Annotated in this window: 17 protein-coding genes; 10 read left to right on the top strand and 7 right to left on the bottom strand. The window is 73.8% G+C overall.

The genetic code is table 11. The features are described from left to right. From EF903_RS15560 to EF903_RS15545, 4 genes are all read right to left on the bottom strand, one after another. Positions 1 to 1,432 (bottom strand): urease subunit alpha (locus tag EF903_RS15560; protein ID WP_125543823.1); only part of this gene is annotated, 1,432 nt, incomplete at its 3' end. Beyond that, positions 1,425 to 1,736 carry an urease subunit beta gene (locus EF903_RS15555; RefSeq protein WP_125543822.1) on the bottom strand — a complete coding sequence of 104 codons (312 nt, stop codon included), beginning with the start codon at positions 1,734 to 1,736 and terminating at the stop codon, positions 1,425 to 1,427. The genes EF903_RS15555 and EF903_RS15560, both read right to left, overlap by 8 nt. 13 nt (positions 1,737 to 1,749) lie before the next feature. Beyond that, positions 1,750 to 2,052 carry an urease subunit gamma gene (locus tag EF903_RS15550; RefSeq protein ID WP_125543821.1) on the bottom strand — a complete coding sequence of 101 codons (303 nt, stop codon included), beginning with the start codon at positions 2,050 to 2,052 and terminating at the stop codon, positions 1,750 to 1,752. A 266-nt stretch (positions 2,053 to 2,318) separates the two neighbouring features. Then, complete coding sequence (locus EF903_RS15545) at positions 2,319 to 2,771, bottom strand: ATP-binding protein (protein ID WP_125543820.1); 453 nt, start codon at positions 2,769 to 2,771, stop codon at positions 2,319 to 2,321. Between the two features lie 197 nt (positions 2,772 to 2,968). Here EF903_RS15545 and EF903_RS15540 point away from each other — a divergent pair, with 197 nt between their 5' ends. Together EF903_RS15540 and EF903_RS15535 are read left to right on the top strand one after the other, a co-directional pair. After that, positions 2,969 to 3,853 (top strand): helix-turn-helix transcriptional regulator, encoded by an 885-nt coding sequence (locus tag EF903_RS15540; protein WP_114056558.1) that lies wholly within the window; start codon positions 2,969 to 2,971, stop codon positions 3,851 to 3,853. A 12-nt stretch (positions 3,854 to 3,865) separates the two neighbouring features. Next, the gene (locus tag EF903_RS15535) at positions 3,866 to 4,087 is read left to right on the top strand and encodes a DUF397 domain-containing protein (protein ID WP_125543819.1); all 222 of its coding nucleotides are present in this window, start codon (positions 3,866 to 3,868) and stop codon (positions 4,085 to 4,087) included. A 51-nt stretch (positions 4,088 to 4,138) separates the two neighbouring features. On the opposite strand, the gene EF903_RS15530 is transcribed toward EF903_RS15535, so the two are convergent. After that, positions 4,139 to 5,323, bottom strand: coding sequence for an 8-amino-7-oxononanoate synthase (locus EF903_RS15530; RefSeq protein ID WP_125543818.1), 1,185 nt, complete (start codon positions 5,321 to 5,323; stop codon positions 4,139 to 4,141). A 155-nt stretch (positions 5,324 to 5,478) separates the two neighbouring features. Here EF903_RS15530 and bioB point away from each other — a divergent pair, with 155 nt between their 5' ends. The 8 genes from bioB to mug all read left to right on the top strand — a co-directional run bounded on the left by bioB (position 5,479) and on the right by mug (position 14,337). Continuing rightward, complete coding sequence (bioB, locus tag EF903_RS15525; protein ID WP_125543817.1) at positions 5,479 to 6,726, top strand: biotin synthase BioB; 1,248 nt, start codon at positions 5,479 to 5,481, stop codon at positions 6,724 to 6,726. Continuing rightward, positions 6,719 to 8,032, top strand: coding sequence for an adenosylmethionine--8-amino-7-oxononanoate transaminase (locus EF903_RS15520; protein ID WP_125543816.1), 1,314 nt, complete (start codon positions 6,719 to 6,721; stop codon positions 8,030 to 8,032). Before bioB ends, EF903_RS15520 begins: the two co-directional genes overlap by 8 nt. Before the next feature lies 1 nt (position 8,033). Continuing rightward, on the top strand, positions 8,034 to 8,786 hold the full coding sequence (gene bioD / locus EF903_RS15515) for a dethiobiotin synthase (protein WP_125543815.1): 753 nt from the start codon (positions 8,034 to 8,036) through the stop codon (positions 8,784 to 8,786). A gap of 272 nt (positions 8,787 to 9,058) precedes the next feature. Further along, a complete protein-coding gene (locus tag EF903_RS15510; RefSeq protein WP_125543814.1) occupies positions 9,059 to 10,408 on the top strand; it encodes a hemolysin family protein in 1,350 nt (449 codons plus the stop codon). Continuing rightward, complete coding sequence (locus EF903_RS15505) at positions 10,405 to 11,430, top strand: hemolysin family protein (RefSeq protein WP_125543813.1); 1,026 nt, start codon at positions 10,405 to 10,407, stop codon at positions 11,428 to 11,430. Before EF903_RS15510 ends, EF903_RS15505 begins: the two co-directional genes overlap by 4 nt. A gap of 56 nt (positions 11,431 to 11,486) precedes the next feature. Next, complete coding sequence (locus EF903_RS15500) at positions 11,487 to 12,278, top strand: SGNH/GDSL hydrolase family protein (RefSeq protein ID WP_125543812.1); 792 nt, start codon at positions 11,487 to 11,489, stop codon at positions 12,276 to 12,278. 71 nt (positions 12,279 to 12,349) lie between these two features. Then, positions 12,350 to 13,783 (top strand): adenylosuccinate lyase, encoded by a 1,434-nt coding sequence (gene purB, locus EF903_RS15495; protein WP_125543811.1) that lies wholly within the window; start codon positions 12,350 to 12,352, stop codon positions 13,781 to 13,783. Continuing rightward, complete coding sequence (mug, locus tag EF903_RS15490) at positions 13,780 to 14,337, top strand: G/U mismatch-specific DNA glycosylase (RefSeq protein WP_125543824.1); 558 nt, start codon at positions 13,780 to 13,782, stop codon at positions 14,335 to 14,337. Before purB ends, mug begins: the two co-directional genes overlap by 4 nt. 62 nt (positions 14,338 to 14,399) lie before the next feature. Here the strand turns inward: mug and EF903_RS15485 are convergent, their stop codons facing one another. Together EF903_RS15485 and EF903_RS15480 are read right to left on the bottom strand one after the other, a co-directional pair. After that, positions 14,400 to 14,834, bottom strand: coding sequence for a hypothetical protein (locus EF903_RS15485; RefSeq protein WP_125543810.1), 435 nt, complete (start codon positions 14,832 to 14,834; stop codon positions 14,400 to 14,402). A gap of 50 nt (positions 14,835 to 14,884) precedes the next feature. Continuing rightward, on the bottom strand, positions 14,885 to 15,589 hold a 705-nt coding region (locus EF903_RS15480; RefSeq protein ID WP_125543809.1), incomplete at its 5' end, for an ABC transporter permease subunit.

Below are 15,589 nucleotides of genomic sequence, written 5' to 3'. Positions count from 1 at the left end.
GCACGGGCTGCGGGGTGGGGATGGAGGCGTTGGCGTCGCCCATCTGCGCGTAGGCGATCTGGCCGCCCTTGATGACGGTGTCGGGTTTGACCCCGAAGAAGGCGGGCCGCCACAGGACGAGGTCGGCGAGCTTGCCTGCCTCGACGGAGCCGACCTCGCGGGCGATGCCCTGCGCGATCGCCGGGTTGATCGTGTACTTGGCGACGTAGCGGCGGGCGCGGTGGTTGTCGGCGGGGCCGTCGCCGGGGAGGAAGCCGCGGCGCCGCTTCATCACGTGCGCGGTCTGCCAGGTGCGCATCACGACCTCGCCGATGCGGCCCATGGCCTGGGAGTCCGAGGAGATGATCGAGATGGCTCCGAGGTCGTGCAGGACGTCCTCGGCGGCGATCGTCGAGGGCCGGATGCGGGACTCGGCGAAGGCCAGGTCCTCGGGGACGGCCGGGTTGAGGTGGTGGCAGACCATCAGCATGTCGAGGTGCTCCTCGACCGTGTTGGCGGTGTGCGGGCGCGTGGGGTTGGTGGAGCTGGGCAGCACGTACGGCTCGGAGACCACGGTGATGATGTCCGGTGCGTGCCCGCCGCCCGCGCCTTCGGTGTGGTAGGCGTGGACGGTCCGGCCGGCGATTGCGGCGAGGGTGTCGGCGACGAAGCCGGCCTCGTTGAGGGTGTCGGTGTGCAGGGCGACCTGGGCGCCGGTCTCCTCGCAGACGCCGAGGCAGGCGTCGATGGCTGCGGGCGTGGCCCCCCAGTCCTCGTGGATCTTGAAGCCGATCGCGCCGCCGCGCAGCTGTGCGTGCAGGGCCTCGCGGGAGGTGGTGTTGCCCTTGCCGAGCAGGCCGATGTTGACCGGGTACGCCTCCAGCGCGGCGAACATCCGGGCGAGGTGCCAGGATCCGGGGGTGACGGTGGTGGCCTTGGTGCCCTCGGCCGGGCCGGTGCCGCCGCCGACGAGGGTGGTGACGCCGGAGGCGAGGGCCTCGTCGGCGAGGGTCGGGGAGATGAAGTGGACGTGGGCATCGACCGCGCCCGCGGTGAGGATCCTGCCGTTGCCCGCGATGACCTCGGTCTCGGGGCCGATGACGAGGGCCGGGTCGACGCCGTCCATGGTGTCCGGGTTGCCGGCCTTGCCGATGCCGCAGATCAGGCCGTCTCGGATGCCGATGTCGGCCTTGACGATGCCCCAGTGGTCGAGGACGACCGCGCCGGTGATCACCGTGTCGGGGGCGCCCTCGGCGCGCGTGGTGCGGGCCTGGCCCATGGACTCGCGGATCACCTTGCCGCCGCCGAAGACCGCCTCGTCGCCGGAGCGTCCCGGTCCGCCCGCGAGGTCCTGCTCGATCTCGATGAACAGGTCGGTGTCGGCGAGCCGGATCCGGTCGCCGGCGGTGGGTCCGAAGAGGTCCGCGTAGGCGGCGCGCCCGAGCTCACCCATCGAGCGGCCCCCCGGTCTCCCCGCGCAGCCCCGGCACGATACGCAGCCCTCCGAGGGGGACGAGCGCCACCTCGACGGGGATGCCGGGCTCGAAGCGGACGGCGGTGCCGGCGGGTACGTCGAGGCGGAGTCCGCGGGCGGCGGTGCGGTCGAAGCGCAGGCCGGGGTTGGCCTCGGCGAAATGGTAGTGGGAGCCGACCTGCACGGGCCGGTCGGCGGCGTTGAGGACGGTGAGGCGGGTGATGGGGCGGCCTTCGTTGAAGAGGACCGGGCCGTCGCCGTGGACGGTCTCGCCGGGGATCACGCTGCGGCCCCTCTCAGACGATCGGGTCGTGGACGGTGACGAGCTTGGTGCCGTCCGGGAAGGTCGCCTCGACCTGGACGTCGGGGATCATCTCGGGGATGCCCTCCATGACGTCGGCGCGGCCGAGGACGGTCCGGCCGGAGGCCATCAGCTCGGCCACGGTCCGGCCGTCGCGGGCCCCTTCGAGGACGTGCGCGGTGATCAGCGCGACCGCCTCGGGGTGGTTGAGGAGGACGCCGCGCGCCCTGCGCCGCGCGGCGACGTCGGCGGCCACGTGGATGAGCAGCCTCTCCTGCTCGTGGGGGGTCAGGTGCACGGGTCATCACCAAGCTTCCGGGGACGGGGGGCCGACGGCGCCGGACGACCGTAGCGGTCCGCGCCACCGGTGTTGACCGGCGCTTTCCCCAACCGGTCGGCTCTTTCCCGAAGGCGGCGTAGGCTTTTCGCTCCGACTACCGCCCCTTTGCCGCGGGTTGGGCGGGGGTTGGCGCGGCGGCCGGGGGCGGTCCACGCTAGGGCGTGCGTTTTTCCGCTGCGTTAACGAATGTTTCGGGCGGGTACCCGGTTCGTGCGCCCGGCCGGTCAGCAGCTGCCGCGGCCGACCGGGGTGTGGGCCCCGACGGGCCAGGGCAGGGCGATCCAGACCGTCTTGCCGCCGTCCTCGGTGGGGCTGACGGAGAGCCGGCCGCCGGCCTCCGCGGTGAGCCAGCGGATGATGACCATGCCGCGGCCGTTGTCCTGCTGGACGGCGGCGGGGAGCCGCCGGGGCCACCGGGGGTGGCTGTCGGTGACCCCGACGCGGAGCCACTCCTCGCGCTCCAGGCGGAGGTCGACCGTGAAGGTGGGCGACTGCCCGAAGGTGTGCTGCACCGCGTTGGTCGCGAGCTCGGACACGATCAGGCGGACGCTGTCGGCGGTCTCGGCGCCGTCGGGCAGTCCCCAGTCGGCGAGCACCTCGGCGACGTGGCGGCGGGCGGCGGCGACCGAGGCGGGTTCGCTCGGCAGAGTGACGGATGCTTCCTGGTGGTCTGCCATGGCGACGGTCCCTTTCCCACCGGGGCGTGACCGCCCCGGATCTGTGCTGGACGCCAGAGTGCCACCCATCGTCCCGCCGCTGCGGCCGTTCACCCGGGATCCGCATATATCTGTCGCCCGATGCGGTGAACTCTGCTACGGAAGAGCGTATTTGGACGGCAGACTGGTGCGAGCTGTGCCGGTGGAAGGAGGCGGGTATGCAGCATGGCCCCGCGGTGCGTCGGCGCAAGCTCGGAGAGGAACTGCGCGCGCTGCGCGACCGCACGGGACTGACCAGCGGCGAGGCCGCCCGGATCGTGGGGTGGCACCAGTCGAAAATCAGCCGCATCGAGACGGGTCGCAGTGGCGTGAAACCGGAGGACATCCGGCTGCTGCTCGACGCGTACGGGGCAGTCGTCAGCCCCGAGCAGCGGGCCCTGCTGGAGGCGCTGTCGGTCTCGGCGGCCGGTCCGGGGCCGGGCGGCGGCACCGGCCGGGAGCGGCAGTGGTGGCACGACTACCGGGGCCTTCTGCCGCAGGAGTACCGGGACTTCATCAGCCTGGAGGCCGGCGCCCGCTCGGCCCGTACGGTCGAGCTGTCCGTGGTGCCCGGGCTGCTCCAGACCCCGGAGTACGCGCGTGCGGTGACGCGGGCCGCGCTCGGCGGGCTGCCGGAGCCGAAGGTGGACGCGCTGGTCGACGTACGTCTGGCCAGGCAGGCGGTGCTGCGGGCCGATCCGCCGCTGGAGCTGAGCGCGGTGCTCGACGAGGCCGTGCTGCGGCGGCAGATCGGGGGGCCGGGGGTGATGGAGGCGCAGCTGAGGCACCTGGTGGCGGTGGCACGACTGCCCCAAGTGCGTTTGCAGGTGCTGCCGTTCAGCGTGGGGGGCCATCTCGGCCTGACCGGACCGTTCGTTATTTTCTCATTTCCGAACATCGCCGATCTGGATGTGGTGGTCCTCGACCATTTGACGAGTAGCCTCTATCTGGAGCGGAAGGAAGACCTCGAGGCGTACAGCGCCGCGTTCCGCACCATCCAGGCGCACGCCCTCCCGCCCGAAGACTCGTCGGATCTCATCAGCTCACTGGCTGACGGCGCGTAAGGAGGCACCCCCGTGTCCGCAACCCCCCTCTCCACAGGCGGACTTCTGATCAGCGCGACGTGGCGGCGGAGCAGCCGCAGCACCGGAATGAACAACTGCGTGGAAACGGCCGTGCTCTCCGGCGGCCTCCTGGCCGTCCGCGACTCCAAACGGACGGACGGCCCGGCGGTGCTCTTCACCGGGCCCGCCTGGAACGGCTTCCTCGCCGGCGTACGGGCGGACGGGCCCGCCTGACCGCAGCGCCCGCCTGACCGCAGCGCCCGCCGGGCGCCGGCGGGCCCGCCGCTACGGCAGGTCCGCCGCCCCGGCGGGGGCGGTCCGCAGGATCACCCCGACGGCCCGCTCGATCTCGTCCCCCGTGAGATCGGCGCGGGCCGTCAGCCGCAGACGCGAGACGCCGTCCGGGACGGACGGCGGCCGGAAGCACCCCACGGACAGCCCTGCCTCCCGGCAGTCCGCGGCCCACTGCAGGGCCGCCGGCGCCGAGGGGGCCCGTACGGACACCACGGCGGCGTCGGGCCGGGCCGAGGCCAGGCCGGCCGCGGTGAGCCGCCCGTGCAGCAGTGCGGCCACCTCCCGGGCGCGGGCCGCCCGTTCCGGTTCACGGCGCAGCAGCCGCAGCGCCGCCAGCGCCCCGCCCGCGGCGGCCGGCGCCAGCCCGGTGTCGAAGATGAAGGTGCGGGCCGTGTTGACCAGGTGGCGGATCACCTTGGCCGGGCCGAGGACGGCCCCGCCCTGGCTCCCCAGGGACTTCGAGAGGGTCAGCGTCGCCACCACCCCCGGCGCCCCCGCCAGCCCGGCCGCGTGCAGGGCGCCCCGGCCGCCCTCGCCGAGGACGCCGAGGCCGTGCGCGTCGTCCACGACCAGCGCCGCGCCCCGGGCCCGGCAGGCCTCGGCGTAGCCGGCGAGCGGGGCGGCGTCCCCGTCGACGGAGAACACGGAGTCGGTGACCAGCAGGGCGCGCCCGGTGTGCGCGGCCAGCGTCTTGCGGGCGGCCTCCGGGTCGGCGTGCGGAATCACCGCGGTCTCGGCACGGGAGAGACGGCAGCCGTCGACGATCGAGGCGTGGTTGCCGGAGTCGGAGGCGACGAGCGCACCGCGGCCGCCGAGCGCGGTGACGGCCGCCAGGTTGGCCGCGTACCCCGAGGACAGCACCAGCGCGGCCTCGAACCCGCAGAAGTCGGCGAGCTCCCGCTCGAGCTCGGCATGAAGCGCGGTCGTGCCGGTCACCAGGCGCGATCCAGTGGCGCCCGCGCCCCACTCCTCGGCCGCCGCGCATGCGCCGCGGACGGTCTCCGGGTGCCGGGACAGGCCGAGGTAGTCGTTGCTCGCGAGGTCCAGCAGGGGCGAGGCGGCGCTGCGGGGCCGCAGGGTCCGCACCAGTCCGGCCTGTTCACGGGCCCGCTCGGCCTCGTCGATCCAGGCGAACACGTCGGCGGGGGCGTCGGCCTCGCGGCTGTGCTGGGGCATTCGGGTCCTCGCGGTTTGTCGGCTGTCCACAGACGATGCCCGACCCTAGCGGCCGCGACTCGAGTGCCAGGTGTGGCGATACACACACTCCGTTCCGGCCATGTTGTGCGATCTCTCCTTGGCCGGGAGTGCTCGCGTGGTCCAGGATCGGCGTCATGGACCTGCTGAACACCCTGGTGGACAAGGGGCTGCGGCGTGAGCTGCCGACCCGCGAAGAGGCGCTCGCCGTGCTGGCGACCTCCGACGACGAACTGCTCGACGTGGTGGCCGCGGCCGGCAAGGTGCGCCGCCAGTGGTTCGGGCGCCGGGTCAAGCTGAACTACCTCGTCAACCTGAAGTCGGGGCTCTGTCCCGAGGACTGCTCCTACTGCTCGCAGCGCCTCGGGTCGAAGGCGGAGATCCTCAAGTACACGTGGCTGAAGCCGGACGAGGCCTCGGCGGCCGCGGCGGCCGGCATCGCGGGCGGCGCCAAGCGCGTGTGCCTGGTGGCGAGCGGCCGCGGCCCGACGGACCGGGACGTCGAGCGCGTCGGCAAGACCATCGAGGCGATCAAGGAGCAGAACGAGGGCGTCGAGGTCTGCGCCTGCCTCGGCCTGCTCTCCGACGGCCAGGCCGAGCGGCTGAAGGACGCCGGGGCCGACGCCTACAACCACAACCTCAACACGTCCGAGGCGACGTACGGGCAGATCACCAAGACGCACACCTACGCGGACCGCGTCGACACCGTGCAGAAGGCGCACGCCGCCGGCCTGTCCGCCTGCTCCGGCCTGATCGCGGGCATGGGCGAGAGCGACGAGGACCTCGTCGACGTCGTCTTCTCGCTGCGCGAGCTCGACCCGGACTCGGTCCCGGTGAACTTCCTGATCCCCTTCGAGGGCACCCCGCTCGCCAAGGAGTGGAACCTCACCCCGCAGCGCTGCCTGCGGATCCTCGCGATGGTCAGGTTCGTCTGCCCGGACGTCGAGGTCCGCCTGGCGGGCGGCCGCGAGGTCCACCTGCGCACCATGCAGCCGCTGGCGCTGCACCTGGTGAACTCGATCTTCCTCGGCGACTACCTCACCAGCGAGGGCCAGGCCGGCCAGGCCGACCTCGACATGATCGCGGACGCCGGTTTCACGGTGGAGGGCGCCGGCACGTCGAGCCTGCCCGCGCACCGCGCCGACGTCGCGGCCGCCACTGCGGCCGCGGGTGCGGCGGCCGGTCACGGGCCGTGCGGTTCCGCGCCCGCCGAGGCCGGTTGCGGCTCGGCCTGCGGCGGCTGCTCGGGCCACGCGGACACCGCCGAGGCCGCCGCCGAGGCCGCACCCGCCGCGCCCTCGCAGGCGGAGCCCGGCGCGGTGCGCCCGGACCTGGTCGCGGTGCGCCGCCGCGGCGCCGGAACGGACCTCGCGCCCAATGCCTGACCGGCACCCCCCGCTGACCGCCGGCGAGCTGCTCGCGCTGGACCGGCAGCACGTCTGGCACCCGTACGGGCCGATGCCGGGGCGCCAGGAGCCGCTCGTCGTCTCCTCCGCCTCGGGCGTCCGGCTGCGCCTGGCGCAGCCGGCACACGGCCGCGACGAGCTGGTCGACGGCATGTCCTCCTGGTGGTCGGCCATCCACGGCTACAACCACCCGGTGCTGAACGAGGCGGCGGCCGACCAGCTCGGCCGCATGTCGCACGTGATGTTCGGCGGGCTCACCCACGAGCCCGCCGTCCGGCTGGCCGCGAAGCTCGTCGAGATCACCCCGGAGGGCCTGGAGCACGTCTTCCTCGCCGACTCGGGCTCCGTCGCGGTCGAGGTCGCGGCCAAGATGTGCCTGCAGTACTGGCGCTCCCTGGGCCGCGCCGGCAAGACCAGGCTGATGACCTGGCGCGGCGGCTACCACGGCGACACGTGGACGCCGATGGCCGTCTGCGATCCCGTGGGCGGCATGCACGGGCTGTGGTCCGGCGTGCTGCCGCAGCAGGTCTTCGCGGACGTCCCGCCGCCCGGGTTCGACGCCCCCGTCGACCCGGCATACGCGGCGCACCTGCGCACGCTGATCGCGGCGCACGCCGGCGAGCTGGCCGCCGTCATCGTCGAACCGGTGGTCCAGGGTGCGGGCGGCATGCGCTTCCACAGCCCCGGCTACCTGCGCGTCCTGCGCGAGCTGTGCGACGAGTACGACGTCCTGCTCGTCCTGGACGAGATCGCGACGGGCTTCGGGCGCACCGGTGCCCTGTTCGCCGCGGACCATGCGGGCATCACCCCCGACGTGATGTGCCTGGGCAAGTCCCTGACCGGCGGCTACCTCACGCTCGCGGCCACGCTGTGCACGGAGCGGGTGGCATCCGGGATCTCCCGGGGCGAGGTGCCGGTCCTGGCCCACGGGCCGACGTTCATGGGCAACCCGCTGGCCGCCTCGGTGGCGCTGGCCTCGATCGAGCTGCTCCTCGGCCAGGACTGGCAGCGGGAGGTCAAGCGGATCGAGGCCGGGCTCCTGGAGGGGCTGGCCCCGGCCCGGGCGCTGCCCGGCGTCCTCGACGTACGGGTTCTGGGGGCGATCGGCGTGGTCCGGCTGGACCACGAGGTGGACATGGCGGCCGCGACGGCTGCCGCGGTGCGGGAGGGCGTCTGGCTGCGGCCGTTCCGCGACCTCGTGTACACGATGCCGCCGTTCGTGACGGGCGACGAGGACGTGGCGCGGATCTGCCGCGCCGTGTGCGCTGCGGCCGGGGAGGGCTGAGATGGGCGTGATCGTGGTGTCCGGGACGGGTACGGAGATCGGCAAGACGGTCGTGACGGCGGCGGTCGCCGCCGCGGCCGTCGCCGAGGGCCGTTCCGTCGCCGTCCTGAAGCCCGCCCAGACCGGCCTGGAGCCGGGAGTTCCGGGGGACGCGGCCGAGGCGGCGCGGCTGGCCGGCCCGCACGTGACGGCCGTCGAGCTGGCCCGCTACCCGGAGCCGCTCGCCCCCGACACCGCGGCCCGGCGGGCCGGTATGGCAGCCGTGACGCCCGAGGAGGTCGCGGAGGCCGCGGGCAAGCTCGCCGCCGCGCACGACCTGGTGCTGGTGGAGGGTGCGGGCGGGCTGCTGGTCCGCTTCGACCCGGCGGGCCGCACCCTCGCCGACGCGGCGGCGCTCCTCGGGGCTCCGGTGCTGGTCGTCGCGCCCGCTTCGCTGGGCACCCTGAACGCCACGACGCTGACCGCGGAGGCGCTGCGGTCCCGCGGGCTGTCCGCCCTCGGTGTCGTGGTGGGAAGTTGGCCCGCCGCCCCCGACCTGGCCTGCCGCTGCAACCTGGCCGACCTGCCGTCCTCCTCGGGGCTGCCGCTGCTCGGCGCGGTCCCGGAGCGGTCCGGGGCGCTGGCTCCGGCGGAGTTCCGTGCGGCGGCGCCCGCCTGGCTCGCGCCGGCGCTGTCGGGCACCTGGTCCGCGGAGGACTTCCAGGCCGCCTGGGCGCCCGGCCCCGCGGCCGCCGGAGGAGCGGCCACGGCCTGAGGCGGTGGCGGCCGCCCGTTCCGGCCGCCCCCGCGCGCGGGCTCCCGTATACGGGCGGCCACGCCACTTTGCCGATCCTTTACCATGGTGGGCAGAGCCGCGGCCCTGGGTGCCCGCCCGGTCCGGCGGCTCGGACGAACCGCCGCCCGGGCGGTTCCGACCCGCCCTCCCGACGAAAGGTGTGAGCGTCCGCCCATGGGCGAGCCCCCCAGTAGCCGACATCGCGCGCTGCCCCTCCTCCTGGCCGATCATGGAACGGAGGTGACGGACCGATGACCGAAGTACTCCTGCTCGTCGTGGCGCTGCTGCTCTGCCTTGCCTGCGGGGTGTTCGTGGCGGCCGAGTTCTCCCTGACCACCGTCGAGCGCAGCGAACTCGAACGGGCCGTCGAGCGCGGCGAGCGCGGGGCCGACAGCGCCCTGTCCGCCGTCCGCAGCCTGACCTTCCAGCTCTCCGGAGCGCAGCTCGGCATCACCGTGACCGGCCTGATCATCGGCATGATCTCCGAGCCGTCCATCGCCGCCCTGCTCAAGGGCCCCTTCGAGGCGATGGGCCTGCCGCCCGGCGCCGCCTCCTCCACCGCACTCGTCCTCGGCACGGCCCTCTCGACCGTCGTGCTGATGGTGGTCGGCGAGCTGGTGCCGAAGAACTGGGCGATCTCCTCCCCCCTGGCCGTGGCCAAGCGCGTGGCGACGATGCAGCGCGTCTTCAGCCGGATCTTCCGGCCGTTCATCAGCCACCTGAACACCACCGCGAACCACATGGTGCACCGGCTCGGCATGGAGCCGGCCGAGGAGCTGGCCTCCGCCCGCACCCCGCAGGAGCTGGTGGCACTCGCCCGGCACTCGGCGAAGGAGGGCGCGCTGGAGCGCGACACCGCCGAGCTGTTCGTGCGGACCCTCAACCTGGCCGACCTGACCGCGGAGAACGTGATGACCCCGCGCGTGCAGGTCACGGCCCTGGACGTGCAGACCACCGCCGAGGACGTCGCCAACGCGACGCTGGCGACCGGGCTGTCGCGCTTCCCGGTCTACCGAGGCAGCCTCGACTCCGTGGTGGGCACCGTCCACATCAAGGACGTCCTCGCCCTCCCGGCCGAGGAGCGCCACCGCCATCCCGTCTCGCAGCTGCTGCGCGCCCCCCTCTTCGTACCGGAGTCCCTGACCGTGGACCGGCTGCTCGACCGGCTGTCCGGGAAGCAGACGATGGCCGTCGTCATCGACGAGTACGGCGGCACGGCCGGGGTGGCCACCCTGGAGGACATCGTCGAGGAGGTCGTCGGCGAGGTCCGCGACGAGCACGACCCGCACGAGACCCCCGACCTGGCCCCGGCCGGGCGGGACGGCGCCGGGCGCGAGATGTACTCCGCGGACGGCTCCGCCCGCACCGACCAGCTGCGGCGGATCGGGCTGCGCGTGCCCGACGGCCCGTACGAGACGCTGGCCGGGCTGATGGCGACCGGCCTCGGCCGGATCCCCACCGTCGGCGACAGCCTGGACCTGGACGGCTGGCGGCTCGACGTGGTCGACGCGAGCGGGCGCAGGGCCGCACGGGTCCTGCTGCACGCACCGGACGGCTCCCGCGACGCCGCGGCCGACGAGGGCGGGGAGACCGCACGATGACCCTGCTGCAACTCCTGATCGGCCTCGCGACCCTCGTCGTGAACGCCTTCTTCGTCGGCGCCGAGTTCGCCCTCATCTCGGTCCGGCGCAGCCAGATCGAGCCGCACGCCGAGCAGGGCGACCGGCGGGCCCGGTCCGTCCTGTGGGGCCTGGAGCACGTGTCGGCGCTGATGGCCGCGGCCCAGCTGGGCATCACGCTGTGCACCCTGGTGCTCGGCGCGGTTGCCGAACCCGCCATCGCGCACCTGCTGGAGCCGGTCTTCGAGCTCGTCGGCGTGCCCTCGGGGCTGGTCCACGCGATCTCGTTCGTGATCGCGCTCTCCCTGGCGACGTACCTGCACATGCTCTTCGGCGAGATGCTCCCGAAGAACGTGGCGCTGTCGGAGCCGGTGCGGACGGCCCTGCTCCTGGGGCCGCCCCTGGTGGCGCTGACCCGGGCGCTCCGCCCGGTGATCTTCGCGATCAACGCCTTCGCGAACGTGCTGCTGCGCCTGCTGCGGGTCGACGCCAAGAACGAGGTGTCGGCGACGTTCTCCGACGACGAGCTGGCGCAGATCGTCAAGGACTCCAGCGAGGCCGGACTGATCGACGACCGGGCGAGCGAGCGCCTGCACGACGCCCTGGAGCTCGGCCGCCGGCCCGTCCGGGACGTCGTCCTGCCGTCGGACCGGGTCGTCGCCGCCAAGCTGGGGATCACCCCGGCGGGCCTGGAGGGGCTGTCGGCCTCCTCGGGCTACTCCCGCTTCCCGGTGGTCGACGCGCAGGCCCGGATCCTGGGCTACCTGCACGTCAAGGACGCGCTGGACGCGGACGGGCCGGAGCGGGACCAGCCGTTCCCGGTGGCGGCGCTGCGCGCCATCGCCCAGGTCCGGGCGGACAGCCCGCTGGACGACGTCCTCACCGCGATGCGGCGCAGCCGCACGCACCTGGCCGCCGTCCTCGGCGCGGACGGGGCGATGACCGGCCTGGTGACGATGGAGGACGTCCTGCGCGAGCTGTTCGGCCGCCCCGCCTCCGCCTGACCTGGCCCCGGGGTGCCCGGCACCCCGGGGCTACCGCGCGGTAGGCTCGCAGCGCCATGGGGATCAATGCGTCTTACACCAGCTTCGTCGCGGTCGGCGACTCCTTCACCGAGGGCATGTCCGACCTGCGCCCGGACGGCTCCTACCGGGGATGGGCGGACCTGCTGGCCGCCCGGCTCGCGGCGCGCGAACCGGGCTTCCGGTACGCGAACCTCGCGGTCCGCGGGAAGCTGATCGGCCAGATCGCCGCCGAGCAGGCCCCTGCCGCGGCGGCGATGCGGGCGGACGTGGTGACCCTCGTCGGCGGGCTCAACGACGCCCTGCGGCCCAAGGTCGACATGGGCCGGGTCCGCGGCCACCTGGAGGAGGCCGTCGGCATCCTGGCGCCCTCGTGCCGGACACTCGTGCTGATGCGCTCCCCCGGCCGGAACGGCCCGGTCATGGAGCGGTTCCGCCCGCGGATGGAACAGCTCTTCGGCATCGTCGAGGAGCTCGCCGCCCGGCACGGCGCCGTCGTCGTCGACCTGTACGGCGCGGAGGTCCTCGGCGATCCGCGCCTGTGGGACGTCGACCGGCTGCACCTGACCGCGGAGGGGCACCGCAGGGTCGCCGAAGCGGTGTGGCAGTCCCTGGGGCTGCCCGCCGAGGAGGACTGGCGGGCGGGCCTGCCGCCCGCGGTGGCGCCGGGCTGGGCGGCCCGGCGCTCGCAGGACCTGAGCTTCGCCCGGCAGCACCTGCTGCCGTGGATCGGCCGCCGGCTGACGGGCCGCTCCTCCGGGGACGGCCTGCCCGCGAAGCGCCCGGAGCTGGTCCCGTACGAGCCGGCCGCCGCCGAGCGGGCCTCGTAGCAAGGCACAAACCGGGACGGCGTCCCGACCTGCGTAAACGCACAGCACCTCCCCAAGTAGAATCCCTTTACGTGACAGCCAAGCCCCGCATCCCCAATGTCCTGGCCGGCCGCTACGCTTCCCCGGAGCTCGCCGTCCTGTGGTCCCCCGAGTACAAGGTCACGCTGGAGCGGCGGCTGTGGCTCGCCGTGCTGCGCGCCCAGAAGGACCTCGGCATCGACGTCCCCGACGCCGCCCTCGCCGACTACGAGCGCGTCCTGGAGGACGTCGACCTCGCTTCGATCGCCGAGCGCGAGAAGGTCACCCGCCACGACGTGAAGGCCCGCATCGAGGAGTTCAACGCCCTCGCCGGCCACGAGCACGTCCACAAGGGCATGACCTCCCGCGACCTCACCGAGAACGTCGAGCAGCTCCAGATCCGGCTCTCCCTCGAACTGGCCCGCAACCGCACGGTCGCCGTCCTCGCCCGCCTGGGCAGGCTGGCCGGCGAGCACGCCGAGCTGGTCATGGCCGGCCGCTCCCACAACGTCGCCGCCCAGGCGACCACCCTGGGCAAGCGCTTCGCCACCGCGGCCGACGAGCTGCTGGTCGCGTTCGACCGCTTGGAGGACCTGATCGGCCGCTACCCGCTGCGCGGGATCAAGGGCCCGGTCGGCACCGCGCAGGACATGCTCGACCTCCTCGGCGGCGACGCGGCGAAGCTCGCCGACCTGGAGCAGCGGATCGCCGCCCACCTCGGCTTCGCCCAGGCCTTCACCTCGGTCGGCCAGGTCTACCCCCGTTCCCTCGACTACGACGTGGTCACCGCGCTCGTGCAGCTGGCCGCGGCGCCGTCCTCGATCGCGAAGACGATCCGGCTGATGGCCGGCCACGAGCTCGTCACCGAGGGCTTCAAGCCGGGCCAGGTCGGCTCCTCGGCCATGCCGCACAAGATGAACACCCGCTCCTGCGAGCGTGTCAACGGCCTGATGGTCATCCTGCGCGGCTACGCCTCGATGACGGGCGAGCTCGCCGGCGACCAGTGGAACGAGGGCGACGTCTCCTGCTCCGTCGTCCGCCGCGTCGCGCTCCCCGACGCGTTCTTCGCCTTCGACGGCCTGCTGGAGACCTTCCTGACGGTCCTCGACGAGTTCGGCGCCTTCCCCGCCGTGGTCGCCCGCGAGCTGGACCGCTACCTGCCGTTCCTCGCAACCACCAAGGTCCTGATGGGTGCGGTGCGCGCGGGTGTCGGCCGCGAGGCCGCCCACGAGGTCATCAAGGAGCACGCGGTGGCCTCCGCACTCGCCATGCGCGAGCAGGGCGCCGAGCGCAACGAGCTGCTGGACAAGCTGGCCGCCGACGACCGGATGCCGCTGGACCGGGCCCAGCTCGACGCCCTGATGGCCGACAAGCTGTCCTTCACCGGAGCCGCCGGCGACCAGGTCGCGACGATCGTCGCCCGCGTCGAGGAGATCGCCAAGCAGTACCCGGAGGCCGCCGGGTACACCCCGGGGTCGATCCTCTGACCCCCGAGGAGCTCCGGGCCGCCCGCGACCGCGTCGTCCCCGACGTGGTCGCGGGCGGTCTGCGCGTACTGTTCTGCGGCATCAACCCCGGTCTCCTCTCCGCCGCGACGGGCCACCACTTCGCCCGCCCCGGCAACCGCTTCTGGCCGGTCCTGCACCTGTCCGGCTTCACCCCGCGCCGCCTGGCCCCGGCGGAGCAGGAGGAGCTGCCGGCCTACCGGCTCGGCATCACGAACGTCGTCGCCCGGGCCACGGCCCGCGCCGACGAGCTGACCGCGCAGGAACTCGTCGAGGGCGGCCGGATCCTGACCGCCAAGGTCGAGCGGCTGCGCCCGCAGTGGCTGGCCGTCGTCGGCGTCACCGCCTACCGCACCGCCTTCGGCGAGCGGAGGGCCGCCATCGGCCCGCAGGAGCGGACCATCGGGCGCACCCGGATCTGGGCCCTGCCGAACCCGAGCGGACTCAACGCCCACTGGACGGCGGAGAGCATGGCCGAGGAGTTCGCCCGCCTCCGTGCCGCCGCCGAATCCCCCGCACCCGACGACGGCGCCTGACCGGGAGCCGGCCCCGCCCGCCGTCCAGCGCCCGCCGGCCGTACGTGTACAGGCGGCGGGGGCTACGGCGGGTCGATCTCGGTGACCACCGCCATGATCTGCGGCGAGTGGTCGGCCCCCCAATGGGCCGCGTACACGGCGACCCACAGGTTCCCGGCCCGCCACAGGTGCAGGTGGTCGGCGGTGCCGATCATCTCCCGCCAGGGCTCCGCGGTCTCCCCGCCCCCTTCCTCCAGCCGAAGCCCGGTCAGGCCGAACATGTCGGAGGCACCCCACCGGTCCTCCAGCCGCCGGACCAGCGACCCGTACTCCGCGGCCAGTTGGTCCTCGTGCACCGCGCGGTCGGCCGCGTCCTCGTCCCCGTACCAGCGGCTCGGGCCGAGCTCGGCCAGGTGGTAGCCGGGACCGCTGGTCACGGCCCCGGACCGCACCCTGGTCTCCGGAAACCCCTGGGCGCGGAGCCGGTCGATGGTCTCGAGATGCTCTGCCGTGGTCATGCCGTCAGTATCCGAGCCGCCACTGACAACTGGCGTGTCGTCACGCCCCGTCAGGCGTCGCGGCGGTGGATCGCCAGCCAGCCTGCCGCCAGCGCGGCGAGCGCCCAGAGCGCACATACCCCCAGTCCGGTCCACGGGCCGAGCGACCCGTGTTCCACGCTTCGCAGCACCATCTGCCCGGCCCGGTCCGGCAGGTACTGCGCCGGTCCGCCCACGAGCCCGCCCACGACGAACGAGACCACGAGGATCAGCGGTATGAGCAGGCCCAGGACGAGGGTCCCGCTGCGCAGGACCGCCGTGAGGCCGGCCGCGAACAGCGCCATCAGCATCAGGTACAGGCCGCTGCCGACGATGGCCCGGCCGGTGCCGGACGTGCCCCAGCCCGTGGACGCACCGCCGAGCGCCTGCCCGGCCGCGAAGGAGGCGAGCCCCGCGGCCAGGCCGACGACAAAGGCCGCGGCGGCGAGCACTGCCACTTTGGAGAGGTAGAACCGGGTGCGGTTGGGCACGGAAGCGAGGGAGACGCGCAGTCCGCCGTTGTGGAACTCGGCGGCGAAGGCGCTCGCGCCGAAGGCCACGGCCGCGATCTGGCCGAAGTTGATGCCGAAGAAGGCAGCGAACAGAGGGTCCTCGCCGAGGCTGCCGTCGTCCACGGTGCCAGCGGCTGCCGACAACGCCTGAATGCCGGCAGTGGCGACGAATATCGACGTCAGGGCACCGACGGTGCCCCGGAGCGACCGCATCTTTATCCATTC

The organism is Streptomyces sp. WAC05292 (assembly GCF_003949955.1).
GTDB classification, from domain to species: Bacteria; Actinomycetota; Actinomycetes; order Streptomycetales; family Streptomycetaceae; genus Streptomyces; species Streptomyces globosus.
This window is presented reverse-complemented; position numbering and strand designations above follow the sequence as displayed.